This is a genomic window from Sorangium sp. So ce426 (genome assembly GCF_051475585.1).
Classification (GTDB): Bacteria; Myxococcota_A; Polyangia; order Polyangiales; family Polyangiaceae; genus Sorangium; species Sorangium cellulosum_B.
Genome location: NZ_CP150341.1, coordinates 12,828,879 through 12,853,812, shown reverse-complemented (window position 1 = coordinate 12,853,812; position 24,934 = coordinate 12,828,879). Strand labels below are relative to the sequence as shown.

Genomic DNA, 24,934 nt, shown 5'->3' with positions numbered 1-24,934 from the left:
CTGCTCGGGATCGACAGGACGCGCCGAGCTGGGATATCGCTCGGATGTGGGGCTCGTTGACGTGACGGTGCTCGCGGCCGTGCAGGGGGCGGCGCAGGCGCTGCCCATCTCGGCGACCGGGCATGGCGCGGCGGCCCGGCTCTGGCTCAGCGCGGCCGACGGCGACGCCTGGGTCCTTGCCGCGCAGGCGCTCGCGGCGGCGGCGGCGCTCGCGCTCGCCGTGCGGCAGCGCCTCCTCCGCGCGCTCGGCGAGGGCGCCCGGGCGCTCGCGAGGCCGTCGCTCTTCAGGGCGTCGCCGCCGGCGCGCGACGCGGCGGGGCTCGCGCTGGGCGCCGCCGTGAGCCTGATCGTCGCGGCGGCGCTCCGTCCGTACGTCGCGCCGTGGCGGGACGCGCCGCTCGCGGTGGGGCTCGGCCTGCTCGCCACCGGCGCGGCGCTCGCGAGCACCGCGCTCGCGCCGCGGCGGGACGGCCGCGACGAGACCGACGCGCCGTCGATCGCCGGGGCGCTCGTGGCCGGCGCGGCGCACGGGATCGCGGCGCTGCCCGGCGCGTCGCGGGTCGGGGCCGCGCTCGTCGTGCTGCTCTGGCTCGGCGTCCGGCCCGCGCGCGCCGTCGAGCTCGCGCTCGCGCTGAGCCTCCCCGCGCTGCTCGTCTCGGGGCTCGCCGAGGCGCGCGCTTTCCACGGCCCGGCGCCAGACGCGGGCGCGGTGGCGCTCGGCCTCCTCGCCGCCTTCGTGAGCGCCGCCGCGGCGGCCTCCGCGCTCCGCGCCCTCGCCGAGCGGCGGCGCGTCGGCGCGCTCTCGTTGTGGGTCGTCCCCCTCGGCCTCGCGATGGTGGCCTACGCGCGCGCGCTGCCCGGCGTCGCCTGAGCGCCCTCGGCGGCCGCACCGCAACCGTGCGACCCTCTTCGACGTTCAGAGCGCACGTTCAAACCGCACGTTCAAACCGCACGTCCAGACCGCACGCCCAACCGCGGAGAAGCGCCGATGACCTCGACCGACCCCTCCATCCATGTCCTGATCCTCGCCGGCGGCGCGGGCACCCGCTTCTGGCCGGCGTCGCGCGCCGCGCGCCCGAAGCAGCTCCTGCCGCTGCTCGGCGGCGAGCCGCTGCTCGCCGCGACGGCGCGCCGCGCGCTCCCGCTGTGCGCCCGCGGCGGGCGCGCGGGCTGGGAGCGCGTCTGGATCGCGACCGGCCAGCACCTGGTCGCGCCCACCCGCGCGGCGCTGCCCGAGGTGTCCGAGCGGCGCCTGCTGGTCGAGCCAGCGCCGCGCAACACGGCGCCCTGCATCGGCTGGGCGGCCGCCACCATCGCGCGCGACGACCCCGAGGCGGTCGTCGTCGTGCTCCCGAGCGACCACCACATCGCCGACGTGCCGCGGTTCCTCGAGGCGCTGCGGGCCGCCGTCGCCTCGGCCCAGGGCGGCGCGATCACGACGATCGGCGTCCGCCCGACGCACCCGGAGACGGGCTTCGGCTACATCGAGGTGGAGGAGGCCGCCGGGGCGGAGGGCGCGGCGCCCGCAGCGCCCCGCCGCGTGCGGCGCTTCGTCGAGAAGCCGAGCCGCGAGCGCGCCGCGGAGTTCGTGGCGAGCGGCCGCTTCCTCTGGAACGCGGGGATGTTCATCTTCCGCGCGGGCGACATGCTGGCCGCGATCCGCGCCCACCTGCCGGCGCTCGCCGCGGGGCTCGACGAGATCGACCGCGCCGCCGCGCTGGGCCCGAGCGCCGAGGCGGAGGCCGTCCTGCGGGTGTTCCCGGGCCTCCCGGCCGTCAGCGTCGATCACGGCGTGATGGAGCACGTCGCCGGGCTCGCCGTGGTGCCCGGCGACTTCGGCTGGAGCGACGTGGGCAGCTGGCAGAGCGCCTGGGAGCTCGCCGACAAGGACGAGCGAGGCAACAGCGCGCCCGCGGGGTCGGTGCTGATCGACGCGCACGATAACCACGTGGTCGATCTGCGCGCGCGCGCCGCGCCCGACGATCGCCGGGTGATCGCGCTCGTCGGCGTGGAGGGCCTCGTCGTGGTCGAGACCGACGACGCGCTGCTCATCGTGCCGCGCGATCGGGCCCAGGACGTGAAGCACGCGGTCGACGCCCTGAAGGCGCGAGGGCAGGACCGCCACACGTGAGCGCGCTACCCGCGCGGCTCCCCCCGCCGCGCCACCGCCCGCGCGTAGATCTCGCGCCGCGGTAGCCCGAGCTCCACCGACAGCTCCTCGGCGATGTGCTTGGCCCGCCTCCCCTGGGCGAGCTCCCGATCGATGCGCGCGTCGAGCTCCTCGTCGCTCGGGCGCGCGCCCTCCGCGGCCGGCGCCGCGGGCGCGAGCACGAGCGTGATCTCCCCGAGCCACTCCCGCTCGATCGCCGCGAGCTCCTCCACGCTGCCGCTCAGGATCTCCTCGTGCACCTTCGTCAGCTCGCGCGCGACGACGGCGCGCCGCCCGGGCATCCGCTCGGTGAGCTCGGCCAGCGTCTCGCGGAAGCGCCGCGGCGACTCGAACAGCACCACCGCCTCCGGCGTCGACGTGACGAGGGCCAGCGCCTCGCGCCGCTCGCGCCCGCCGCGGGGCAGGAACCCGACGAAGCGGAAGCCCCCCGTCACGAGCCCCGACGCGCTCACCGCCACCATCACCGCGCTCGGCCCGGGAATCGCCACGACGCGCGCCCCCGCCTCCGTGGCCGCGCGCACGAGCGCCGTCCCCGGATCGCTCACGACCGGCGTGCCGGCGTCGGTCATGAAGGCGATCGACTCGCCCGCCGCGAGCCGCGCGGCCGCGCGCGCCGCGTCCGCCTCCGAGGCGTGCGCGTCGAACCGGTCGACCGGCTTGCCCGAGACGCCGAGGTGGCCGAGGAGCGCCCGGGCCCGCCGCGTGTCCTCCGCGAGGATCCGGTCCGCCCCGCGCAGCGTCTCGACCGCGCGCAGCGTGATGTCGCCGAGGTTGCCGATCGGCGTCGCCACCACGTAGAGGCACCCGCGGCCGCTCGACCCGCCCTGCTCGCCGCCGCTCGACACGGCCTAGTCCATCTCGACGGCGTCGCCGAGCTCCTCCTGGAGGTACGTCCGCAGCTTGGACTGGAGCCGCGCCTCGAGCTGGCGCACGCGCTCGCGCGAGATGCCGAACTCGTTGCCGAGCTCCTGGAGCGTGAGCGGATCCTCCGCGGCCATGCGCTTGTCGAAGATGATCACGTCCTTGCCCTTCAGCGTCTCGCGGAACTTCGAGAGCCGATCGTGGACGAGCTTGCCCATCTCGCTCGCCTCGTACGCGGTGTCCGGGCTCGCCCCCGACGACACGAGCAGCTCGACGCGCGGGATCGTCCGGCCCTCGAGGTCGCCGACCGGGGCGTCGAGCGAGGCCTCGCCGCTCGCGAGGCGGCGGTCCATGTCGACGACCTCCTTCTCCTCGACCGACAGGCGCTTCGCGATCTCCGCCGCCGTGGGCTCGATGCCCATCGCCGAGAGCTTCGCCTTCTCCTTGTTGAGGTTGAAGAAGAGCTTCCGCTGCGCCTGCGTCGTGCCGAGCTTTACGAGGCGCCAGTTGTTGAGGATGAAGCGGAGGATGTACGCGCGGATCCACCAGGCCGCGTAGGAGGAGAGCTTCACGCCGCGGTACGGGTCGTAGCGCTTCACGGCCTGCATCAGGCCGATGTTCCCCTCCTGGATGAGGTCCATGATGTTCTTGTAGGCGCGCCGGTACTCGTACGCGAGCTTGACCACGAGCCGCAGGTTCGCCGTCACGAGCCGCGCGGCGGTCGCGACGTCCTGCGTCTTCGTGTACTTGATCGTCAGCTCCTTCTCCTCGTCCGGCGTGAGCAGCGCGTGGCGCTGCACCTCGCGCAGGTAAGCCTGCAGCGGGTCCGTGCGCGACAGCGCGGCGTCGCTGCCGCCGCCGCCGCCGCGGCCCTCGCCGCCGCTGGCCCGCGCGGAGCGCGGCAGCTCGATGTCGTTCAGATCGAGGCTCGCGTCGTCGATCACCTCGCCGACGACCTCCACGACGTCCCCCTCGTCGACGTCGCCCGCCCTCGCGGCGCCGCTCTCGGGCGCGCCGTCCGCCTCGTCGTCGTCCTCGCGCGGGCCCTCGTCGTCGCTCTCCGCGGGCTGCGCTTCGCCGCCGCGCGCGCGCCCGCCGTCCTTCGCGGTGGAGCGCGCGCGGCGCTTCGCCGCAGGCCGGGGGGCCGCGTCCGAGTCGGGCCGGAGCTCCGCGCCTTCATCCTCCGCTCCGGCCTGGAGCCCCGCCTTCGCCACCCCGTCGGGCTGGGGCGCTCCGGTCCCCTTCGTTCGCTTCGTTCGCGGCTCGCTCTTGCTCTTCGCCACCCGGACCTCGTCCTCGAAGTTCTAGTACAGCCCCGCCGCACCGCGCCACCTGTGCCGGCGCGCAGGCGCGCGGGCGCTTCGCGATCCGGAGGCTACCCGCTCCGCGATCCGCAGGTAAGGAAGAGAGCGCGCGAGATCGGAGAACGTGCTACACGCCAGCCTCCTCCACGTGGACTCGCACCGCCCTCCGCGCCCGCGCTCGCTGCGCCCCTGGTACCTGGTGGCCACCATGCTGCTCACCTGGCTCATCGGCGTGCGCGGCTTCATGGCCGGGTGCGGGACGGCCATGTACCTGCGCGCCGGCATGGCCCCCGACGTCATGGCCGTGGCCGAGCAAGCGCGCGACCAAGGGGATCCGTTCCAGTTCACGTTCCTCGTGCTCGAGGCCGCGCAGGCGCGCGCGCTGAGCCTGTACCAGGACGTCTCCTTCCCCCTCAGCATCGGGAAGCTGCTCCTCGGCGGGCTGCTCGTCGTCGCGAGCGGGCTGGCGCTCGGCGGGCGGCCCGGCACGCGCGGCTTCGTCCTCCAGGTCCTCGTCGCCAACCTGGCCTTCGCCGCGGTCGAGTACGCGCTCACGCGGGGCGTCCGCGGCGCCTGGATCGACATGGTGGCGCAGGCGGGGGCGCTCCTTCCGCCGGACATCCCCGAGCGCGCGGGCCTCACGAACACCGGCCTCTGGTGGACCGCCGAGCGGGTGCGCTTCGTGATCTTCGAGCTGGCCGTCTTCGGCTCCGCCGCCGTGGCGCTGACGCGGGAGCGCACCAAGATGTACTTCCAGGCGGTCGCCCGGGCGGTCGACCCCGGCGACGAGCCATGAGCACCGCGGAGAGGATCGCCGGCGCGGATCCTCGATCGACGCTCACGCAGGCCGAGGAGCGGAGGGTCGCCATCCTCCCGGACGACCTCGCCAACCAGATCGCGGCGGGCGAGGTGGTCGAGCGGCCGGCGAGCGTCGTGAAGGAGCTCGTCGAGAACGCGCTCGACGCGGGCGCGCGCCGCATCCGCGTCGACATCGAGGGGGGCGGTGTCGGCCTGGTGCGCGTCGCGGACGACGGGCGCGGGATGAGCCGCGAGGACGCCTCCCTCGCGGTGCTCCGCCACGCCACGAGCAAGATCGCCCGGATCGACGACCTCCGCAGCATCCAGAGCTTCGGCTTCCGCGGCGAGGCGCTCCCGAGCATCGCCTCGGTGAGCCGCTTCTCGCTGCGGACGCGGCGCGACGGCGAGTCCGAGGGGACGGAGATCCGGATCGAGGGCGGCGGCGCGGCGCAGGCCATCCCCTGCGGGTGCGCCGCCGGCACCGTGGTCGAGGTGCGCGATCTCTTCTTCAACGTCCCCGCGCGGCGCAAGTTCCTGCGCGCCGTCGGCACCGAGTCGGCGCACGTGTCCGAGATCGCGCAGGCGGTCGCGCTCGGCGAGCCGGGCGTGACGCTGGTCCTCTCGCGCGACGGGCGCGTCGCGCGGGAGTGGCTGCGCACCTCGAGCCGCGCGGAGCGGGCGCGCGCGATGCTCGCGGGCGAGGAGCTCGCGACGTGCGCGGGCCAGCGCGGGCCGCTCACGGTCGAGGCGTTCGTGTCGCGGCCGGAGCGCGCCCGCTCGGGCGCCAGCTGGCTGTGGATGTTCGTGAACGGCCGGCACGTGCGCGACCGCTCGCTGGCGCGCTCGATCGCGCTCGCCTACGGCAGCGTCCTCGAGCCGGGCCGGTACCCCATCGGCGCGGTGTTCATCGATCTGCCCGCCGAGCTCGTGGACGTGAACGTCCACCCCCAGAAGGCCGAGGTCCGCTTCGCCGACGGCCGCGCCGTCGCCGACGCGCTCTACAAGATCGTCGCCGCGCAGGTGGCCGCGGCGTTCGGCCTGCCCGCGCCGGCCCCCGGCGGCTTCCAGGGCCGCAAGGGCAAGCTCTTCGAGGACCCGGCGTCCCCGCCCGGAGACGCCTGGGTCTGGTCGAGCGGCCCCGCGGCGGAGGCGCCGGGCGCGTCGACGCCGGGCGCGTCGACGCCGGGCGCATCGGGCGAGCCGCAGGCGCCGCCGGGCGATCCGTGGGGCCTCGGCGGCGACCTCGGCGGTGTCCCGCCGGCGCGCCCGCACGCCGCGCCGGCCGGGCCGGCGGCGCCGGCGCAGCTCGGGGCGTGGGCCGACATCGCTGCGCTCGATCTCCCGGCGCGCGGCGGGCCGGGTGAGCCGCCGGCGCCCGCGCCGGGGTCGCCGCCCGTCCCCTACCCGGATCTACCGGCGCGCAGCGGGCCGGTGCTCGCCGCGGCCGAGCGCGTTGTCTCCTGGCGGTCGCTGCGCTTCCTCGCCCAGGTGCGCAACACCTTCTTCGTGTGCGAGGGGCCGGACGGCATCTACTTCCTCGATCAGCACGCGGCGGCGGAGCGCGTGACCTTCCACCGCCTGCGCGCGTCGTTCGACGGGCGCGACGTCGCCACGCAGAAGCTCCTCTTCCCGGTGATCGTCCAGGCGGCCCCCGCGGAGGTGTCGCTCGTCGAGGAGGCGCAGGAGGCGATCGCGCGGCTCGGGCTCGACGTGCGCCCGGCGGGCGCGGCGCAGCTCGCGGTGCACGCGGTGCCGACGCTGCTCCGCCGCGCGGCGCCCGAGCGCCTCGTGCGCGACCTCGTGGACGAGCTCAGCCACTCGGGCGAGCGCGCCTTCTCGGGCGCGGTCGACCTCGCGCTCGCGACGATGGCCTGCCACGGCTCGCTGCGCGCGGGCGACCCGGTGGCGCCGGAGGAGGCGCGGGCGCTGCTCACGGCGCTCGACGAGGTCGACTTCGCCGGCCACTGCCCGCACGGTCGGCCCATCGTGATGCGCGTCGGCTGGCCGGAGCTGGAGCACCGCGTGGGGAGGCGGTGAGCGAGGCGGCGCTCGAGCTCGCCCCGGACGCCGGCGCGGCCGCGCCGCCGTCGTGGGAGACGATCGCGCCGCCGGCGCCGGGTGAGCTGCTCGTCGTGGTCGGCCCGACGGCGAGCGGCAAGACCGAGCTCGCCATCCGGCTCGCGGAGCGGTTCGGCGGCGAGGTGGTGAGCGCCGACAGCGTGCAGATCTACCGGGAGTTCGACCTCGGCTCCGGGAAGCCGACGCCCGCCGAGCGGGCGCGCGCGGCGCACCACCTGGTCGACGCGGTCGATCCGCTCCAGGCGATCGACGCCCAGCGCTTCGCGGAGCTCGCCGAGGCGGCCATCGACGACATCCGCGGCCGCGGCCGGGTCCCCGTCGTCTGCGGCGGCACGTTCCTCTGGGTGAAGGCGCTCGTGCTCGGCCTGTCGCCCGCGCCCCCCGCCGATCCCGAGGCGCGCGCGCGCCACCGCGCGATCGCCGACGCCGAGGGGCGCGCCGCGCTCCACGCGCGCCTCGCCGCCGTGGATCCGGAGAGCGCGGCCCGGCTCGCGCCCAACGACCTCGTGCGGGTCAGCCGGGCGCTGGAGATCTACGAGCGTTCGGGCCGGACGCAGAGCGCGTGGCACGCGGAGCACGGCTTCCGGGAGCGCCGGCACGCCGCGCGGCTGCTCGCGGTGCACCGGGACCGCGCCGGGCTCGACCATCGCATCGAGGCCCGCGTCGCCGGGTGGCTCGCGCAGGGCTGGGTGGACGAGGTCCGCTCGCTCCTCTCCCGCGGCTACGGCGAAGCGCGGGCGATGGGCTCCGTCGGCTACCGGCAGGTGCGGGAGCACCTGGAAGGGCGCCTGCCGGCCGACGAGCTCGCGCCGGCCATCGTGCGCGCCACACGCACCTTCGTGCGCCGGCAACGCACGTGGTTGAGGGACCAGGCGGTCGCGTACGTCGCGCTGCCATGAGCCATAAATAACAATAATTACAATATTTTACACCATGGCATCACGCCGGCGAGGCGCCGCTCATGCGCGCTCTTCGCCGGTCCCGCCGCCGCCGCGGCGCCGGCCCGGTCCGGCCAGGGGGACGCGCCACCGGACCTCGCCGTCGCAGCGCGGGCAGGCCGCGGTGGACGGCCGCGCCTCCTGGGCAAACGCGACGCGCCCGCAGTGCGAGCAGACGGTCATGTGGCGCTGATAGATGTCCGGGCCCGAGAGGATCGCCGCGGCGAACAGGCTGAGCACGACGTCGCTCAGGAAGTCGCTCTCGTGCGGCGCCGGCAGCCAGCCTGATCGGTCGCCCACAACGGTCCAGCGGACGCGCGCGCTGTACAGCGCTGCACGGAGAAACTTCCCCTCGGGGTCGGGTGCCACGAAGTCGAGCAGCGCGCTCCCCACGCGCCGCCGCGCGCGTGTGGTGAGCGCCGCGACCGCCTCGGGCCGCTCGTCCAGCTCGCCGAGCGCCACGGTCTCCGCGCCCGGCTCGCGCACCGCGCGCGGGGGCCTCATCCACCCCGGAGCGATCACGTGCTCGTCGAGCCACGCCCTGAGCTCGTGCGGCTCCCAGGGGCGGGTCGTCACCTGCATGAACTGGAGCGCCCCGGCCAGGCTCGGGCTCGCGAGCATGCGCCCGCGCAGGGCGACGAACGATCGGGCCCTCCCGGCATCGGCGCGCGCGCTCCACCCGAGCCTCCTGCTCCGGCTCGCGAGGTCCGTCGGCGCGGCGCCGGGCATCGGGATCTTCAGGGAATTGCTCATGAGTTCCATGGGGTCTTCCGCCCCGCTGTGCGCCGCGGGGAGCGGCCGGCGAACCGGCGATGTGCGACGCGGTAAGCGCCCGGCGTGCCAGCCGCCGCGGAGGCCTGGATCTCCCGCGCGCGCGGGCGGCGCGCGCAGATACGGCCTGTTCGCGCGCCCGCCGGCGGCGCCGCTGCGGCCTCGAAACCGCCGTCCGCCGAGCGCGGTTGCGGGGTCCAAGCATCAGGGGGCCACCAGCGCGTCATCGACACCGCAGCTCGCTGGGCTTCATGGGCTCACCCCGGCGGCGCTCCGGGTCGACAGCCTCCCTCGAACGATGTCGAACCCCGGACGGCGAGGGGGCGGGGCCCTTCTCGCCATTTTACGTCCATGCTAGAGCAGTTTTCAGCTGAGCCTGGGACGAGCGTCGCAGAGCGGCGGTCACCCGCACAGGAGACGGGTCCAGATCGGCGTTTTCGGCGCGCAAGCGCACTCCAGTGCGCTGAGCACCGAAAACGTCGAGATGGGCCCGTATCCGAAGCGGGTGACCGCCGCTCTAACCGCGTCTCTCCTCCGACAAGGAACGGCTCGAGAGAGCTCGCCACGGAGCACGGCGCCTCCTGCTCCACGCGACGAAAGGACGACCATGACGCGAGAGTTGAGTGACGTGCAGGCGATCCAGAATGTCGTTGTCCGGATCGCCCACCACATCGATAAGCGGCGCTGGACCGAGCTCCGCGGCCTCTATGCCGACGTCGTGGTGGCCGATTTCACGTCGGTCTTCGGGGGCGAGCCGCAGGAGCAGACGGCGGACGATCTGCTCGCGGGATGGAGCAAGTTTCACGACGCGATCGACGCATCACAACATTTCCTCGGCCCCCTCGACATCGAGGTGAAAGGAGAGCACGCCGTCGTGGAGTGCCATGTCCGCGCCCACCATCGGTTCGCGCGCGCGCCGGGCGGCGAGGACTGGCTTGTCGCGGGCCACTACCGCTATGAGCTCGCCAGGCACGCAGGCGGCTGGAAGATCTCCAGGGTCAGGTTCGAGATGTCGTACCAGACAGGCAACACGAACATGTTCGAGGAAGCGCTCAGGTAAGCCCGCCGCGGGTCACCGCGGGTGGGGCGGCGCGATCGCCAGGCCGAGCGCGTGCGCCGCGCGCAGGGCCGCGACGCGGAGGTGGCCGTCCGGCAGGCGCTCTCGCCCCGCGACGAGCTCGATGAGCGGCACCCACGAGAGCCGCCGAGCGGCATCGGACCCCGGCGCGAGCTCGGGCACGGCGGCAGCCGAGGCGGGCGCGCCGGCCGAGGCAGGCGCCGCGGTGACGACGAAGGCGAGCGGCTGGACCAGCTCCGGGGTCAGCCCTGGCGAAGGGCGGTAAGCCCCGCCGAGCTCGACGGCCGCCCCCACCCGAACGCCGTACTCGGCCTGCAGCCGCTCGCGCACGAACGCCTCGGCGGCCGACAGCGCGCTCACGCTCCGCGGCAGCCGCCACGCCGGCGCGACAAGGATGCCGCTGTTGCCCGAGAAGCTCTGGGCGGCCGGCAGATCGTGGTCGTCCACGCCGAGCACGATCTCCCCCGACGGCGCCCGCGCGAGCAGCGCCGCCGAGACCGTGAGCACCCCGAGCGGCCGAGGCACCACGTACTCCAGCTCCCGCGCGGCCACCACGCCGCCGTCCGCGGTCAGCTCCTCGAAGCGCGCGCGCCGCACCTCGAGGAACCCCGCGCTGGCGCTCGGGTCCACCCGCGAGAACCTCCGGCGGCTCGGGCGCCCGAGCAGCGCGGCGAGCGACGTCGGCCGCACGGCGGCCACGCCGCCGTCGTCGGCGACGTCGCCGGCGCCGGCACCGCCCGCGGCGCCCGCGCCGGCCGCCGCGAGCGGGATCTCGTCGCCGATCCACGGCCCGAACGGCAGGCCGAAGCGCGCCAGGAGGTCGTAGACGTTCAGCTCGAGCCGCGCGTCGGGCAGGCCGCCGACCTGCGCGGCGCGGAGGAGCTGGCGCGCCTCGATGGCGCGGATGCGCCCCGAGGTGCCGAACCCCGACACGTTCTCCGAGGGCGCGTTCACGAACGTGGGCTCGACCTCCACCAGCATCGAGCGCACCTCTTCGAGGATGCCGCCGGGCGATGGGTAGTACGTCGTGCCCGGGATCATGCGCTGGATCGCCGCCGCCCGCACCCCGGCCGCCCGCTCCAGCGCATGCTCGACCGTGTGCCCGACCGGGAACTCGGTCTGCACGACCGCGATCGGCTCGGCCAGGTAGTCCGCCGGCCCGCTGCCGTCGAGGGGAGGCGTCTCCTCGCGGCAGGCGCGCGCGATCGGCCGCGGATAGCTGGTCCGCGCCAGCACATACGCCGTCTCACCCGCGAAGAAGAACGGCACGATGTCCAGCGTGGGGTGCGGCCGCGCCGCCAGGTCGAACACCTGCCCTGTCGCCCGATCCTGGTGGTGCTCGATCCGCAAGAACTGCCGGGCGCTCTCCGCGGGCGCGAGCCGGAACGCGACCCCTTGACCGGCCTTCACCTTCTCTCCGACGATCAGGTAGTTGGTGGGCGGATAAGGCAGTCGGGCGCCCGTGGTGTCCCGGAGCTCGAAGCGACCGACGAACCTGTTCCGCACGATCCAGGGGTTGCGCAGCGGCGTCGACGACAGCACCCGCAGCCCGAGCCGGGCGAAGAGCGCCTCGAACTGCGCCTGAGAAAAATAGGTGTACTCCTCCTTGACCTCGGCTTCCCAGTCAGCGCGGTAATCCTTCCGCAGCACGAACTCGACAGCATGCTTGTGGGCGAGCCGGTACCGGCGCCACCCCGGGCGCGGCGCGGGCAGCGCGCCGGAGGGCTCGCTCGCGGCGCGCGCCAGCGGGAACCCCGGCTCCGGCGAGAGCGAGCGAAACTCACCCGCGAACCGCTCGAGCAGCGCCGCCGTCGAGGCGCTGCGGGGATCGCGGCCGTCGTCGCCGTCCTCGGCGGGCACGTCCAGAAACACCGCCTCCGGCCCGGGATCGACGAAGTCCCTCACCACGAGCACCCCGCCCGGCGAGAGCTGCTCCACCTGCGCCGCCAGCGCTTCCGCGGCGTTCGCGTGGCGGTAGCCCCCGTACGAGGTGACGTGGTGGAGCACCGACGAGTCGAAGATCCCGTCGAGGCTCTCCGGCGGGAATACCGTCCTGGCGATGTCGCCCAGCTGAAAGCCCAGGTTCGGTTGCTGATGAGCGCGGCGCGCGAGCTCGACGACCGTCGGATCGATGTCGACGCCGATGACCTCGAGGCGCGGGTAGAGCTGGGCCAGCGCGGCGCTGCCCTGCCCCGAGCCCATGCCCATGTCGGCGACGCGGCCCTCGCACAGGAGGTGCGCCGCCGTGAGCGCGACCTTCTGGCGCATCGAGGCGTCCATCGCGGACAGGTACCGCGCGTACGCGGACAGGTCGTCTCGCCGTTGATCTGCCTCGTACTCCGCCGGCGCGCGCGTCGTCATGGTGACGAGTGTACGCCGGGCGCGGGACGGGGGTCGACGGCGGCGTGCGCCCGAGGGCGCGCATGCGCCCGGGAGCGACGCGGCGGTCGCGGGGAACCGGAGCGCGCGCGCCGGGAAGAAGCGGCGCTCCGGCCGCCTCAGCTGGCCGAAAGGCCCGGAAGCGGCGACTTGGACCGCAGGTTCGGATCGCCGAAGCCGGCGAAGTCCGTGACGCCCATCGCGTCGCACAGGCTGAGCAGCACGCGCTCGTGCCGCTCGCCGCTCTTGATGTACCGGCCGCCAGGGGCCGTCTTCAGATAGCCGCCTTCGCCGCTCGCCAGGACGAACTTCATCTCGTTCTGGTTGTGGTTCGGCGAGTCGCCCATGTCGCGGCACCACGCGATCAGCGTGTTGTCGAAGAGCGTCCCGGAGCCGTCGGCCTCCGGGATCGCCTTCAGCTTGTTGATGAGGTCGACGAACCGCTGCGACAGCCACTTCTCCAGCTTGATCAGGTCGAGATGCGCCGGCGCGCCCGTGTGGATCATGGCGCCGTGCTCGTCGCCCTTCAGCCCGATGTCCGGGAGATCGACGTTCATGGCCTGATCCGAGCCCCACTGGATCGCGCCGACCCGGGTGAGGTCGCACGCGAACGCGCCGACGAGGAGATCCATGTGGAGCAGGTTGGCCTGGAGCGGGTTGGCCGGATCGGTAGCGGGCTTCGTCGGCACGCTGCAGCCGCCTGTCTGGCCGGACGACGCGTTGGCCAGCCGCTCCTCGATCTGCCGGATCGAGTCGATGTGCAGCTCCAGCTTGTACTTCTGCTCGGAGCCGAGGTTCCCCTCGAGCGCCTTGATCTCGTTCTTGAGGTGATCGAGGACGCTCTTGCGACGGCGCAAGAGATCGTCTGACGACGTGTTCGACGGGATCGCCGAGCCGAACAGGGTGGAGTAGGCGGACGTCGGAGAGGCGATGCCCGGCAGGTTGTCCTTGCGATAATACGGCGATCGCCCGCCGTTCACCGTGCTCTCGGCGCCCAGCAAGAGCGAGGGGATCTGCGTCTTCGTGCCGGCGGCGATCAGCTTGTCCGCGATGAACTGGTCGACGGAGATCAGCTTGGCGGGGTCGCTGAAGCCGAGCCCCGTCAGGGCGTCGGGCGCGCCGTGGTTGTTCCCCGGATTCCCGCTGGGGAGGCCGTCCACGAGCACGACGTGCTGCTTCACGTCCGCGAGCGGCGACGTCGACTCGCTGAACGTGGGGGTCTCGCCCGAGACGCTCGTGGGCTTCCAGATCGATGGCGCGGTCCCCATCGTGCAGAACAGAAGGAGCCGCTTGGGCTTCCGGCCGGGCGCCGCCTCCGCGACGGAGTCGAGGAATGGGTTGAACAAGAAGCCGGCCCCGACGCTGGCCCCCAGCCCCTTGAGGAAATCTCTACGACGATGGCTGCGCATGAACGACCCTCTCACGCTACCGATCTCGCGCCAACGGAGCTCGCCGCGACAGGTGCGTGGGGGCGCACCTGTCGCGGCGAGCGGCCTCGCGTCCTCGGTGTCAGGTCGCGGCGATGCCGGGGAGCGGCGACTTGCTGCCCAGAGCCGGATCCCCGAAGCCGGAGAAGTCCGTGACGCCCATCGCGTCGCACAGGCTGAGCAGCACGCGCTCGTGCCGCTCGCCGCTCTTGATGAACCGGCCGCCAGGGGCCGTCTTCAGGTAGCCGCCGTTGCCGCTCGCCAGGACGAACTTCATCTCGTTCTGGGTGTGGTTCGGCGCGTCGCCCATGTCACGGCACCAGGCGACGAGCGTGTTGTCGAGGAGCGTCCCGGAGCCGTCGGCCTCGGGCGTCGCCTTCAGCTTCTTGATGACGCCCACGAACTGCTGGTGCAGCCACTTCTCGAGCTTGATCAGGTCGAGGTGCGCAGGAGCGCCGGTGTGGATCATGCCGTTATGCTCCTCACCGCTGAGCCCGATCTCGCTCAGGTTCGCGTTCATCATCTGATCCGAGCCCCACTGGATCGAGGCGACGCGGGTGATATCGCACGCGAACGCGCCGACGATGATATCCAGATGAAGCTGGTTGGCCTTCAAGCCATTGCTCATGTCGCCGCTCGGCGTCCCCGGGACGGAGCAGGCGCCCGTCCCTCCATCTCCGCCCGGGGTCATCGTGTTCGAGAGCCGCTGCTCGAGCTGGCGGATCGAATCGAGGTGCAGATCCAGCTTGTACTGCTGCTCCTTCCCCAGGTTTCCCTTGAGCGACGTGACCTCTTTCATGAGGTTGTCGAGGACGCTCTTGCGCCGCTTCAGCAGGGCCTCGGCGGCGCCGTTGTCGTTGTTGCCTTGGTTGTTGGACGGCGTGAAGCCCGTGAACACGGTCGAGTAGGCGGACGTGGGGGAGCCGATGGGCGACAGGTTGGTCCCCTTGTAGAACCCCGTCTTGCCGCCCTCGACGGCGGCGCCGAGCAGGAGCGACGGGATGGGCGTCGACAGCCCCTTGCCCTTCAGCTTCTCGACGATGTACTGGTCGACCGAGATCAGCCCGTAGGGGCCGTTGCTGTAATAGCCCATCCCGGTGAGGCCGTCGGCGGACCCGTGGTTGTTGCTGGGGCTCCCGCTGGGGAGGCCGTCCAGCATCACGATGTGCTCCTTCACCTCCTCGAGCGGCGAGGTGGACTCGCTGAACGTGGGGGTCTCGCCGGAGACGCTCTTGGGCTTCCAGATCGAGGGGGCCGTCCCCATGGTGAAGAAGATCAGGAGCCGCTTCGGCTTCTTCCCGGGAGCCGCGTTGGCGATGGATTCATAGAAGGGAGAGAACAGAAGACTGGCCCCCAGGCTGGCCCCGACACCCTTGAGAAACTTCCTACGACTGTGGCTGCGCATGACCGATCCTTTCACTCGCTACCGATCTGTTCTTGGGTTGCAGCCGTGGGGTCACGGACCTTGAACTCTGCGGGTGAAGTGCGGCGCGCGCGTCAGCGCGAGCCACACGCTCTTGAGGCGGAAATCTTCGGTGGCCGCCTCCTCCTGGACCTTCTCGTACGTGCAGCCGTCCTGCTCCCAGGTGCCGCCGAACGCGTAGTACGACCAGTAACGGACCATGCACGCCTTGACGTCCTCGCTCGCCGCGAGGTAGTCGGCCAGCTCGGTCACGCCGCTGAAATTGTAGTCTTCCCCGGTCGGCGGCTCGACGACCGTGCCGGTCACGTCGACGGGGATCCCGTTCTCATCGTTCCGCCACCGGCCGAACGTGTCGTAGTGCTCGAAGCCGACGCCGATCTTGTCGGTGTACTTGTGGCAACCCGCGCAGTACTCCGCCTTCGTGTGCTGCTCGACCATCTCGCGCGTGGTCGCCGGGGTCTCCAGGGGCTTGACGTTCGGATCCACGCCGGGCGGCGGGGGCTCGAGCGGCTGGCAGAGGAGCCGCGTGCGGACCATCTTGCCGCGCTGGGTCGGCGAGGAAAGCTTCGCGCTGCCATGCCCCGTCAGGAAGCTGCCGTGGGCCAGGATGCCCCCGTCGCGCTGCCCCGGGGTGAGCGTCACCTTCGTCAGCTCGGTGCCCCCGGCGCCGTTGATGCCGTAGTGCGAACCGAGGCTGGCGTTGATGAACGTGTAGTCCGCCTGAAGGAGGTTGGCGAACGTGCCGTTCTGGTTGAACGCGGTGTCCACGACGAGCGCCTGCGTCTCGGCCATCATGTCCTTGCGCAGGGCGTCCGTGAGATCGAAGACCGTGTTGTCCTTCACCGCGGTGACGAGGCGGTTCAGCTCGAGCCAGCCGCGCATGAACCGCATCATCTCCTTCTCGGCGAGCGGCCTTGTCGCCGAGTCCTCCAGCAGGCGCAGCGCGTGCTGGGCGATCTGCTCGCTGGTCAGGTTGGCGCCCTGGGCGGCGGCCGCGTCGGCGGCCTGCAGCAGCGCCTCGTCCGGCATGGTCCCGGTCAGCAAGTACGAGAGGTTGCTCGCGATCTCATGCGGGGTGAGCTCGTAGACGCCCGAGCCGCTCGCCTCGGTCCCGATCTCGTGGCGATAGAGGAAGTACGGCGACTGCAGCATGGCGCCCACGACCACCTTGGCGCCGTCCTCGAACGACGCCTCCGCCCCGAACAGCGCGTCGTAGGACGCGACGCGCTCGTCCGTGAGCTTGTCGCGGAACGCGCGGCGGCCGAAGTCGCGGATGAACTCGGTCCGGCAGCTCGCGTCCAGGGTCCTGCACGTCGTCGTGGTGATGCTGGAGAGCTTGTTCGTCACCGCCCAGTCGGCGGTCGTCTCGGCCCAATCCATGATCTGCTGGGCCGTCAGGTCGCGGATCACCAGCGCGTTCGCGTCGGCCGAGAACCCGAGCACCTGCGGATCGTTGAAGATGCTCGGGAGGGCGACGGACTGGTCCTTGAAGAGATCGCGGACAGTGGCCTCAAATTGATCCACCGTCAGGCGACGCACAACGCGCGGGCCCGGGGTGCTCTTGTCCGCGACCTCGCATTCCGACACCTCCGGGATCTCCGGGGGCACCTCCGGCGGGTCGCCTATCGGCGGGCCGCCAGCGTCGCCGCCGCTGCTGCTGCTTCCGGTGCCGCTGCCGCTGCCGCTGCCGCTGCTGGTCTCGGAGGGCGTCCCGTCGGTATTGCCGAGGTTGCCCAGGCAACCGAGCGGGCCGGCGAGGAGAAGCGCCACTGCGGAGTAGCGGCGACACGCTTTCGCCGAAACTAAGCTATTAAGCGTGCTCATCATTGCTTGAGAAAAGCTGATGTCTCTCATGTTGTCAAGCCCCGATCAAGCGGTGTCGCCTCGATAATCCATGCGCATACCCGCGCGCTTCAATGGCCTGTCACTGGCCTGTCACCGAATCGTCCGCGTCATTCGTGTTGTTTGCGTTGATTGCGTTGGCCGCGTTCGAATCGTTTTCAGCGTCGTTTTCAGCGTCTTTGCCCTGCCCGCTCGCCTGCATGCGTCATGGTGGGCCCTTGGTGGCTCTCCCCGGAGCGACGTCGAGTTCGACGCTCCGCGTTGAGCCGACTCACGGTGTCACCCGCCACGCCAGAGAGCTCGACCTCCCACCGGATCCGAGGTCGAACCGGAGCCGCTGGATCGCCAGGCGCGTTTCGACCTCAGGGCTCTGGGCGAGCCGCTGGGCAAGGTCTTCGTCGTCCATGAGCGTCGAGAAGCGATCCACGGCGGGCGGTAAAGCAACCCTCGTGCCGAGTGTTCTCGCGGGGTTACCCCGTGCCGACATGCCCGGTTTCTGGATTTTTTCGAAGGTTGCGAGGGGTGGACGCCGAGGGGTCCAGGAAGGGCGATCCACCGCTTCCGCGATCCATCCGTGCGCCGCTGCAACCGGGCCCCAGGGCCAGCCGCGTCAGCCCTTGGACCAGGCGCTGATCGAGCGATAGCTCGCGACGGACTCCTCGATGACCTCCAGGGCGCGGTTCCTGTCGTACATCGTATCTACCTCTGCGAGCTTGTTCTCGAGCGTCTTGTAGTCGATGAAGAACCGCATGAGCTCCTTGGTCACGTGCGGCGGCAGCTCCTCGTGGGTCAGGTAATGGGCCACGGAGGGGTCGTCGACGGCGACCGCGATGATCTTGTCGTCGACCCCCTTGTCGTCGCGCATGAAGAAGCCGCCGATGGCGCGCGCCCTCACGATCGTGAGCGGCACGACCGGCTCCTGCATGAGGACGAGCACGTCGAGCGGGTCGCCGTCGCCCGCGTGCGTCTGGGGGATGAAGCCGTAATTGGCCGGGTAGTGCACTGACGAGTAGAGCACGCGGTCGAGCATCAAGAGCCCGGTCTTCTTGTCGAGCTCATACTTGCACTTCGATCCTTTCGGGATCTCGATCACCACGGGGAAGAAGTCGTGTCGGCTGTCGGGGAGCAAGATGTCGTGGAGCGGATGGGTCATTGAATCGTCCTGGGCTTTCGCCCCCGCCCGGGAGGCGGGCGAGGGGCGAACACGATACCAGGAGTTCGATCCGGTGAGATCGGGGTCCAGACACCCCAGCATTCCCGCTCTGGAGCGAGATGAGCCACGCCGCCGCCGGGGCCTTCCCGGCGCGGGCCGGCGGGGGCGCAGGACCGACGTCGGCGAGCATGGGCAAGGGCGGTCGCTCGTGCGATGAGCTAGCGCGAAGCCGCCGGGGCAGACTCGCCGGCGGATCTCCGGATACCAGGTGCGCTCCCCATGAGACCGTTCCCCACACGCGCCCCAGCCGCGCGACCAAGGCGAGCGCCCGCGCTGCGACGCACCGCGCCCTGGGCGCTCGTGGTGCTCGCCCTGGGCGCGGCCCTCGGCGGCCCTCCAGCGGCAGCGGCGCGCGCGCCGGACGCGCCGTCGGCCAGGCCGCCCTCGCCCGTGGCGAGCGCGCAGGCCGGGGCGCCCTCGGACGACGGCGCCTCGGCGGCCGCCGCCCCGCCGGCCCAGGGCCGACCCGTGGTCTCGCCCGTGCAGCGCCCGGGCGAGCGCGACGTTCGACAACGCGCCTGCTCCTTCACGCTGCCCGTCTGCGTGCACGCGCCCGCGGACGTCCCCGGCGCCGCCCTCCTCGAGAGCCTCACCCACCTGGAGGCCGCGATGCGGGCCTACGACGCGCTCGGTCTGCCGCGCCCGCTCCCCGATGGCGCGCGGGGCGGCGGCCCGGCGTACGATCTCTACCTGGAGCGCGGCCCGCGCCGCGGCCCGACGCGCGTGGGGTACGACCTGCGGGCGCTCGGGGAGCGGTTCGACGCCGCGAGCGCGTTCGCCATCGTCGCAGCGCCGGGGCGCGGCGGGTGCGCGAGCGCGTCCGACGCGGCCTACGCGCTCGGAGCCGCCGTCGCCATGCGCCTCGACGCCGGGGCGGAGGAGGGCGCGATCGCGATGACGGCGAGCTACCTCGCCGCCATCGCGGCGCCCTGCGCGGCCGAGGAGCTCGCCGCGGTCGACGCCTTCCAGCGGGCGCCCGAGCGGGCGCTCACCGGCGCGGCGCTCGGCGCGCTCGACGGCGGCCTGCTCTTTCCGTGGTACCTCGACGACGCGTACGGCACCGGGACGCCGGCGCAGGTCGCGACGTCGCTGCTCGCCATCGCGGCGCAGTCCACGCCCGCGGGCGCGGCGCGCTTCCACGCCGAGCCCGACACCTTCGATGCGCTCCGGGCGTCGCTGCGATCCCGCGGCGAGGACCTCGACGACCTGCTCCTCGAGTTCGCCGTCGCGCGAGCGTTCCTTGGCAGCCGCAGCGACGGCGCGCACCTCTCCGACGCCGCGCGCTTCGGCGATTTCGGCCGGGTTCGCTTCGAGTGGTCGCTGCCCTACGCCACGCTCCCGCGGCGGGTCGCGCCCCTGCGCCCGATCGAGCCGACCGGCGCGACGTACCTCTGGCTCGATCTCTCGGCGGAGAGCGCGGCCGCCCGGCCGGATCTCAAGACGGCCGAGATCACCTTCGTGGCCGACTGGGAGCTGCCCGCGCTGTTCCGCTGGGCGATCGTGAAGGTCGACGCGCAGGGCGCCGAGGCCGGCCGCGTCGACGTGGCCGGGGTCTTCGGCAGCAGCCGCGCGCAGCGCACGGTGGTGGGGCTCGACGGGCTCTCGGGGCTGCTCGTCGTGGGCGTCAACGCGGGGAGCATGATCCGCAGCCTCCCCTTCGATCCCGACGACGCGCCGTTCATGCCGCACGCGTACACGGTCTGGCTCTCCAGGTAGGCGCCGCGCCGGCCAGCGCGCGCGCCGGGCGGCGGCCAGCGGGCGCGCTCGCCTCGGCCCGCGCGGGCCGCCGGCCGGCGCGTCACGCCCTCGCCTCGGCTCCTCGCGCGATCAGGTGCTGCGCGAACCACTCGCCGGCGAGCCGAGCGACCGCCGCGAGCGCGCCCGGCTCCTCGAACAGGTGCGTCGCGGAAGGCACGACGGCGAGGCGGCGCGGGCCCGCGAGGTCGTCGAGGGCGGCCTGGTTCAGCGCCAGCACCTCGGTGTCCGCGCTGCCCACGATGAGCAGCGTCGGCGCGCGCACCATCGCCAGGGCCGCGCCCGCGAGGTCGGGCCTGCCGCCGCGCGACACGACGGCGCCCACGGCGCGCGGCCGCGCCGCCGCGGCGATGAGCGCGGCCGCCGCGCCGGTGCTCGCGCCGAAGTAGCCGACCGCGAGGTGACGGAGCTCGGGGCGCGCGAGCGCCCAGTCCGTCGCCCCGAGCAGCCGCCGCGCGAGCAGATCGACGTCGAAGCGGAGGTGGGCGCTCCGGCGATCTTCCGCCTCCTCCTCGTCGGTGAGCAGGTCGAAGAGCAGCGTGGCCAACCCCCACCGCCAGAGCGCCTCCGCGACCGAGCGGTTGCGAGGGCTCCTGCGGCTGCTTCCGCTGCCGTGCGCGAAGATCACGAGGCCGCCCGCCCTCTCCGGGATCGCGAGGTCCCCGGGCAGCGCCGCCGTCCCTGCCTCGACGAAGAGCGGCCGCTCCGCCCCTTCCGGCCGCGGGACCTCGCGCCGCGCCTCGGCGAGCAGCGTGGCGACGACGTCGTCCGACGTCTGCGAGAAATCCTCGTAGTAGGCGCCGATCGCCTGGAGGGCCGGGTCCTCCTCGATGCAAGCGACGCCGTCGACCTCGCGGCTGAGCGACGACAGGCTCGACGGCGCGGCGACCGGCGCGGCGAGCACGAGCCGCCTCGGCGCGCGCTTGCGCAGGTCGCGCAGCGCGGCCCGCACGGTCCCGCCGGTCGCGATGCCGTCGTCGACGACGATCACCGTCCGCCCCTCGACGCGGGGCATCGGCCTGTCGCCCCGGTACCGGCGCACCCCGCGCTCCACCTCGGCGGCCTGCTGCTCCGCGATCTCGGCGAGCTCCGCCTCGGAGATCCCCAGCAGCCCGACGAGGCCCCGATCGATGTACACCTCGCCCCCCTCGGCGATCGCGCCCACGCCGAGCTCCGGCTGCCCGGGTGCGCCGAGCTTGCGCACGATCCACACATCGAGCGGCGCGCCCAGCGCGCGCGCCACCTCGTAGCCCACCTCGACGCCGCCGCGCGGCAGGGCGAGCACGAGCGGCGCCTCGCTCCTGTACCCCGAGAGCAGCTGCGCGAGCCTGCGCCCGGCGTCCCTCCGATCCTCGAACAGCTTCGCTCGCCCCATCGCCCCCTCCCCTCACGTCCGCTCCTGCGACCCCTTCAAGAGCGGTGCCGCGGGGCGCGCGCGGCGCGGGCTCGGCCGCGCGCGACGCGACGAGGGCGCGGGTCGACCGCGGTACGGGCAAGGCCGCGCCCGTCAGCGCCCCATCAACCGAACAGGCTCCACTCGTCCTCGATGAGCGAGAGCGCGTTGATCAGCTCGAGCGCGAGCTCGCGCTCGAGCCACTCGTCGATGCGCTGGCCCGCGGCGATCGCGCTGAAGCCCGCGCGCGGGATGCGCTTCGCGAGGTGCGAGAGGCACGAGCCGGTCCGGTCGAGGCGCGCGACCCAATCGGTGTCGCGATAGGCATATCTGGCCTGGTGGAACAGCGAGTCGCTGAGCGCCGAGATCCTGTCGCGCACGACGTCGGCGGGCTCGGCGCGGGACGCGATCGCCTCGCGCACCTCGCCGATGGCGCGCAGCACGAGGCAGACCGGCGCGCCCGGATGGAACAACGTGCGCTTCGGTGAGAACGTCAGCCCGTCGAGCGCAAGGAAGTACCAGGCCTGCGGCGAGGACACGCGATAGAGGTAGGCGGCGTCGCAGGCGTCGGCCGCCCTCATCGCGATCTGCCAGGCGCCTTGCTCGTCGATGCCGTCCTGCTCCGCGGGCATCCCGTCGATGCGCCCGATCCCGGCGCCGCTGGCGAGCGGGTCGGCCCACGCCATGACGAGGACCGAGGTCGCGCACGACCAGCTGCACAGGAGGCGCGCGCTCGCCTCGGCGGACACGCGCCCGCTCGGCGCGATCCAGACGAAGCGCCCCTCCTTGAGATCGGCGCGGTACTCGTGGAGCGCGGCGCCGTGACCTTCGAGCTGCTGGAAGAGCTCCTCCCCCCGCGCCGCCCAGCGCTGGGCGAGGGCCTCCTCGGCGCTCTCGGACGGCGTGTCGTCCCAGTCGAGCTCAGGCGGCCGGGGCGGCGAGAACTCCGCGTCGTCCGCTCCGCTCTTCGCCTTCGCCTTCGCGTTCCGGGGTCGGCGCTTCGGCGGCGCGGCGCCGGCCTGCTCGCCGGCGCGCGCCCTCGCGGGGCGCATCCTCGGCGCCGCCGGTGGCTCGGCCGCCGCGCGCTTGCCCGGCGCTGCCGGTCGCTTCGCGACGGCGGCCTCCACGAGCGAGGTCGCGCCCTTCGCCTTCCTGGGCCTGGCGCGCGAGCTCGCGGGCGCCCGCTCCTGCCCGTCGCGCAGCGCGGCCGGCGGGCCCGCCTTCGCGCCCGCGCGCTCACCCGCCTTGCCATGACGCCGCGCGCGCGCGGATCCGCTCGATGCCTTGACGGTGCGCCTGGGTTCGGCCGATGTCCCTCGACCGCGCGGTTTGGGCATTGCGACAGGCTATCACGAGCTCGAAGCGCGATATCGATGGAGGCGCCCCGGGAAACGCACAGGGTGAGCCGCGCGCCAGATCGCTCGGAGCGCAGGTCCTGGATCCCGGAGCCGGAGCGCGTGTCGCGCGCGTTCAGGTCGTGTTCAGTTCGCTTCGCTGAGCGCGCGCCGAACTACCTTCTTGAATTTCGCGAGCGGCTGGGCTCCGCTGACCAGGTAACCGTTGATCACGAACCCGGGAGTCCCGGTGATGCCGGCGCTCCGCGCGGCCTGCGCGTCGGCCTCGACGGCGGCGCGATGGGTGTGCTCGTCGAGCGCCTTGGCGAAGCGCGCCGCGTCGAGCCCGAGGCTCGCGGCGTGCTGCTCCAGGGCCGCGCGGTCGAGGTTCGAGGCGTCGCTCCCCTTGAAGAGCAGGTCGTGCATCTTCCAGAAGCCGGCCGGCCCTTTCTGCGCGAGCGCTTCCATGGCCGCCTCGGCGGCCAGCTGCGCCTCCGGGTGGAAGGGGAGCGGCAGGTGGCGGTAGACGACGCGGACCTTGCCCGGGAACGCCTTGATGAGCTCGTCCATCGTGGCGGCGGCGCGCGCGCAGAAAGGGCACTGGAAGTCGGAGAACGCCTGGATGACCACCTTGCCCGCGGCCGCGCCCTTGCTGGGGTGGCCCTTGGGCGCCGGCGGCACGGACACCTTCGGCGGCGGCGCCGGCGGGACCGCCTGCTTCTGGATGGCCTCGTACACCTTGGCGCGCGGCGTCCCGGCCACGACCATCGCCTCCGCCTTGGCGATCTCCTCGTCGATGATCGCCTGGAACTTCTCGATCGGCTGCGCGCCGACGAGGCTGCGGCCATTGATGAAGAAGTGCGGGGTCCCCTGGGCGCCGAGATCGTCGGCGAGATCCACGTCGGCCTCGATCTTGGCGGCGTGCTTGTGCGAGGCGACGGCGCGCTTCGCCGCGGTGACGTTCAGCCGGAGCTCCGCGGCGACGGCCTCGAGGGCGGCGTCGTCGAGGGCGGCCTCGCCGGCGAGGAGGCGATCGTTGGCCTGCCAGAAGGCGTCGTTTCCCTTCTGGGCGCGGGCCTCGCGCGCGAGCTCTGCAGCGGGCTCGGCCCGGGGGTGGAACGGGAGCGGGTGGTCCTTCCACACGACGCGCAGCTTGTCGCCGTACTGCGCCCTGAGCTTGTCGACCGTCGGCGTGACGCGCCTGCAGAACGGACACTGATAGTCGCTGAACAGCACCATCGTGACGAGCGCCGTCTCCGCGCCGCGCACGGGCGAGTCCCCGACGGGCACGAGGTGCACCACGCCGCCGTCGCCTTCCTCTCCGGCGTCGTCGGGCTCCTCGGCAGGAGGAGCGAAGTTCTTCTCCGCGAGCGCCGCGTAGATCTTCTCCGGCGGCGTCCCCCCGGCGCGGAGCGCCTGCGCCGCGGCGAGCTGCGCGTCGATGATCTCCGCGAACCGCTCCGCCGGCTGCGCGCCGACGAGGAGCACGCCGTTGATGAACGATGCCGGCGTGCCGTTCACGCCGAGCCGCCCGGCGAGCTCCATGTCCGCGCCGACCTTCTGCGCTGCCCCGCTCTGCTGGACGAGCTGCTGGATCTGGCCGGGGGTCACGCCGGCCCGCCGGAGCGCGGTGGCCTGGACCTCCGGCGAGAGCCGCTCGTCGGCCGTGAAGATGGCGTCGTGAAACGCCCAGAAGGCCTTGGGACCCGCGTGCGCGAACACCGCCATCGCGGCCTCGGCCGTCGGCCGAGCCTGCTTGTGGAAGGCGAGCGGGAAGTTCTTCCACACGACCCGCAGCCGCTCCGCGCCGTACCGCTGCTCCAGCTGCCTCAGCGTGCCGCCCAGGTGCTTGCAGAAGGGGCACTCGAAGTCGGAGAACACGACGATCGTCACGGGCGCGAGCCGGCTGCCGCGCGCCGGATCCGCGCGGGTCACCGGCACCGGACCGGGGTCGCCGTCCGCGACCATCACGTCGTCACCGAACGTCGCTCCCGGATCAGCGGCTGGGCTCGGCTGCCCCGCAGGGGCGCCGCTGCTCTTCGCCTGCGAAGCGTCTGGAGGGGGCTGCGGCAGCGCGGAGCTGCAAGCCAGGGCGAACAGCAACGAGAGCCAGGCGACGGCGGCGATGGCGCGGCGAGACATCGCGCGAGTGTACTCCGGTTCCGCGAT

General features: G+C 73.1%; 19 protein-coding genes. 7 read left to right on the top strand and 12 right to left on the bottom strand.

All coding sequences use genetic code 11. From position 1 onward, the window contains the following. The first annotated feature begins 46 nt into the window (after positions 1 to 46). On the top strand, positions 47 to 871 hold the full coding sequence (locus WMF44_RS48340; protein WP_437296810.1) for an undecaprenyl-diphosphate phosphatase: 825 nt from the start codon (positions 47 to 49) through the stop codon (positions 869 to 871). 117 nt (positions 872 to 988) lie between these two features. Next, positions 989 to 2,131, top strand: coding sequence for a mannose-1-phosphate guanylyltransferase (locus WMF44_RS48335; protein WP_437296809.1), 1,143 nt, complete (start codon positions 989 to 991; stop codon positions 2,129 to 2,131). Positions 2,132 to 2,136: 5 nt separating this feature from the next. Here WMF44_RS48335 and rsmI read toward each other — a convergent pair whose 3' ends face one another. Beyond that, positions 2,137 to 3,015 carry a 16S rRNA (cytidine(1402)-2'-O)-methyltransferase gene (rsmI, locus tag WMF44_RS48330; protein WP_437296808.1) on the bottom strand — a complete coding sequence of 293 codons (879 nt, stop codon included), beginning with the start codon at positions 3,013 to 3,015 and terminating at the stop codon, positions 2,137 to 2,139. A gap of 3 nt (positions 3,016 to 3,018) precedes the next feature. Beyond that, on the bottom strand, positions 3,019 to 4,314 hold the full coding sequence (locus tag WMF44_RS48325) for an RNA polymerase factor sigma-32 (protein WP_437296807.1): 1,296 nt from the start codon (positions 4,312 to 4,314) through the stop codon (positions 3,019 to 3,021). A 145-nt stretch (positions 4,315 to 4,459) separates the two neighbouring features. Between WMF44_RS48325 and WMF44_RS48320 the strand changes: the two genes are divergently transcribed. The 3 genes from WMF44_RS48320 (at position 4,460) to miaA (ending at position 8,111) form a co-directional block, all read left to right on the top strand. Continuing rightward, on the top strand, positions 4,460 to 5,131 hold the full coding sequence (locus WMF44_RS48320; RefSeq protein WP_437296806.1) for a hypothetical protein: 672 nt from the start codon (positions 4,460 to 4,462) through the stop codon (positions 5,129 to 5,131). Next, positions 5,128 to 7,170: a DNA mismatch repair endonuclease MutL gene (gene mutL / locus WMF44_RS48315; RefSeq protein ID WP_437296805.1), complete on the top strand. Its 2,043-nt coding sequence runs from the start codon at positions 5,128 to 5,130 to the stop codon at positions 7,168 to 7,170. Before WMF44_RS48320 ends, mutL begins: the two co-directional genes overlap by 4 nt. 62 nt (positions 7,171 to 7,232) lie before the next feature. Next, complete coding sequence (gene miaA / locus WMF44_RS48310) at positions 7,233 to 8,111, top strand: tRNA (adenosine(37)-N6)-dimethylallyltransferase MiaA (protein ID WP_437301694.1); 879 nt, start codon at positions 7,233 to 7,235, stop codon at positions 8,109 to 8,111. 60 nt (positions 8,112 to 8,171) lie between these two features. On the opposite strand, the gene WMF44_RS48305 is transcribed toward miaA, so the two are convergent. After that, complete coding sequence (locus WMF44_RS48305) at positions 8,172 to 8,903, bottom strand: hypothetical protein (RefSeq protein WP_437296804.1); 732 nt, start codon at positions 8,901 to 8,903, stop codon at positions 8,172 to 8,174. A 625-nt stretch (positions 8,904 to 9,528) separates the two neighbouring features. Here WMF44_RS48305 and WMF44_RS48300 point away from each other — a divergent pair. Further along, positions 9,529 to 9,981: a nuclear transport factor 2 family protein gene (locus tag WMF44_RS48300; protein WP_437296803.1), complete on the top strand. Its 453-nt coding sequence runs from the start codon at positions 9,529 to 9,531 to the stop codon at positions 9,979 to 9,981. Positions 9,982 to 9,993: 12 nt separating this feature from the next. Here WMF44_RS48300 and WMF44_RS48295 read toward each other — a convergent pair whose 3' ends face one another. The 6 genes from WMF44_RS48295 to WMF44_RS48270 form a co-directional block, all read right to left on the bottom strand. Next, the gene (locus WMF44_RS48295; RefSeq protein ID WP_437296802.1) at positions 9,994 to 12,360 is read right to left on the bottom strand and encodes a methyltransferase domain-containing protein; all 2,367 of its coding nucleotides are present in this window, start codon (positions 12,358 to 12,360) and stop codon (positions 9,994 to 9,996) included. 137 nt (positions 12,361 to 12,497) lie between these two features. Beyond that, the gene (locus tag WMF44_RS48290) at positions 12,498 to 13,787 is read right to left on the bottom strand and encodes a DUF1552 domain-containing protein (protein ID WP_437296801.1); all 1,290 of its coding nucleotides are present in this window, start codon (positions 13,785 to 13,787) and stop codon (positions 12,498 to 12,500) included. A 100-nt stretch (positions 13,788 to 13,887) separates the two neighbouring features. Then, positions 13,888 to 15,210: a DUF1552 domain-containing protein gene (locus tag WMF44_RS48285; RefSeq protein WP_437296800.1), complete on the bottom strand. Its 1,323-nt coding sequence runs from the start codon at positions 15,208 to 15,210 to the stop codon at positions 13,888 to 13,890. Positions 15,211 to 15,261: 51 nt separating this feature from the next. Continuing rightward, entirely contained in the window at positions 15,262 to 16,998 is a 1,737-nt protein-coding gene (locus tag WMF44_RS48280; RefSeq protein ID WP_437296799.1) for a DUF1592 domain-containing protein, read from the bottom strand. Positions 16,999 to 17,341: 343 nt separating this feature from the next. Next, positions 17,342 to 17,476: a hypothetical protein gene (locus tag WMF44_RS48275; protein ID WP_437296798.1), complete on the bottom strand. Its 135-nt coding sequence runs from the start codon at positions 17,474 to 17,476 to the stop codon at positions 17,342 to 17,344. Between the two features lie 204 nt (positions 17,477 to 17,680). Then, entirely contained in the window at positions 17,681 to 18,223 is a 543-nt protein-coding gene (locus WMF44_RS48270) for an inorganic diphosphatase (protein ID WP_012241655.1), read from the bottom strand. Between the two features lie 279 nt (positions 18,224 to 18,502). Between WMF44_RS48270 and WMF44_RS48265 the strand changes: the two genes are divergently transcribed. Further along, positions 18,503 to 19,999, top strand: coding sequence for a hypothetical protein (locus WMF44_RS48265; protein ID WP_437296797.1), 1,497 nt, complete (start codon positions 18,503 to 18,505; stop codon positions 19,997 to 19,999). Positions 20,000 to 20,081: 82 nt separating this feature from the next. Here WMF44_RS48265 and WMF44_RS48260 read toward each other — a convergent pair whose 3' ends face one another. The 3 genes from WMF44_RS48260 to WMF44_RS48250 all read right to left on the bottom strand — a co-directional run bounded on the left by WMF44_RS48260 (position 20,082) and on the right by WMF44_RS48250 (position 24,907). Continuing rightward, complete coding sequence (locus WMF44_RS48260; RefSeq protein WP_437296796.1) at positions 20,082 to 21,413, bottom strand: phosphoribosyltransferase family protein; 1,332 nt, start codon at positions 21,411 to 21,413, stop codon at positions 20,082 to 20,084. Positions 21,414 to 21,556: 143 nt separating this feature from the next. Then, positions 21,557 to 22,768: a hypothetical protein gene (locus WMF44_RS48255; protein ID WP_437296795.1), complete on the bottom strand. Its 1,212-nt coding sequence runs from the start codon at positions 22,766 to 22,768 to the stop codon at positions 21,557 to 21,559. Between the two features lie 144 nt (positions 22,769 to 22,912). Then, entirely contained in the window at positions 22,913 to 24,907 is a 1,995-nt protein-coding gene (locus tag WMF44_RS48250; protein WP_437296794.1) for a DsbA family protein, read from the bottom strand. Between the last annotated feature and the right edge of the window lie 27 nt (positions 24,908 to 24,934).

What these genes read in the sequence shown, in the direction of transcription:
- WMF44_RS48335 (WP_437296809.1), top strand. Translation starts at nt 989, where the DNA reads ATGACCTCGACCGACCCCTCCATCCATGTCCTGATCCTCGCCGGCGGC.
- WMF44_RS48295 (WP_437296802.1), bottom strand. Translation starts at nt 12,360, where the DNA reads ATGACGACGCGCGCGCCGGCGGAGTACGAGGCAGATCAACGGCGAGAC.
- WMF44_RS48285 (WP_437296800.1), bottom strand. Translation starts at nt 15,210, where the DNA reads ATGCGCAGCCACAGTCGTAGGAAGTTTCTCAAGGGTGTCGGGGCCAGC.
- WMF44_RS48270 (WP_012241655.1), bottom strand. Translation starts at nt 18,223, where the DNA reads ATGACCCATCCGCTCCACGACATCTTGCTCCCCGACAGCCGACACGAC.
- WMF44_RS48255 (WP_437296795.1), bottom strand. Translation starts at nt 22,768, where the DNA reads ATGCCCAAACCGCGCGGTCGAGGGACATCGGCCGAACCCAGGCGCACC.
- mutL (WP_437296805.1), top strand. Translation starts at nt 5,128, where the DNA reads ATGAGCACCGCGGAGAGGATCGCCGGCGCGGATCCTCGATCGACGCTC.
- WMF44_RS48300 (WP_437296803.1), top strand. Translation starts at nt 9,529, where the DNA reads ATGACGCGAGAGTTGAGTGACGTGCAGGCGATCCAGAATGTCGTTGTC.
- WMF44_RS48290 (WP_437296801.1), bottom strand. Translation starts at nt 13,787, where the DNA reads ATGCGCAGCCATCGTCGTAGAGATTTCCTCAAGGGGCTGGGGGCCAGC.
- WMF44_RS48260 (WP_437296796.1), bottom strand. Translation starts at nt 21,413, where the DNA reads ATGGGGCGAGCGAAGCTGTTCGAGGATCGGAGGGACGCCGGGCGCAGG.
- WMF44_RS48265 (WP_437296797.1), top strand. Translation starts at nt 18,503, where the DNA reads ATGAGACCGTTCCCCACACGCGCCCCAGCCGCGCGACCAAGGCGAGCG.
- WMF44_RS48275 (WP_437296798.1), bottom strand. Translation starts at nt 17,476, where the DNA reads ATGGACGACGAAGACCTTGCCCAGCGGCTCGCCCAGAGCCCTGAGGTC.
- WMF44_RS48250 (WP_437296794.1), bottom strand. Translation starts at nt 24,907, where the DNA reads ATGTCTCGCCGCGCCATCGCCGCCGTCGCCTGGCTCTCGTTGCTGTTC.
- WMF44_RS48305 (WP_437296804.1), bottom strand. Translation starts at nt 8,903, where the DNA reads ATGAGCAATTCCCTGAAGATCCCGATGCCCGGCGCCGCGCCGACGGAC.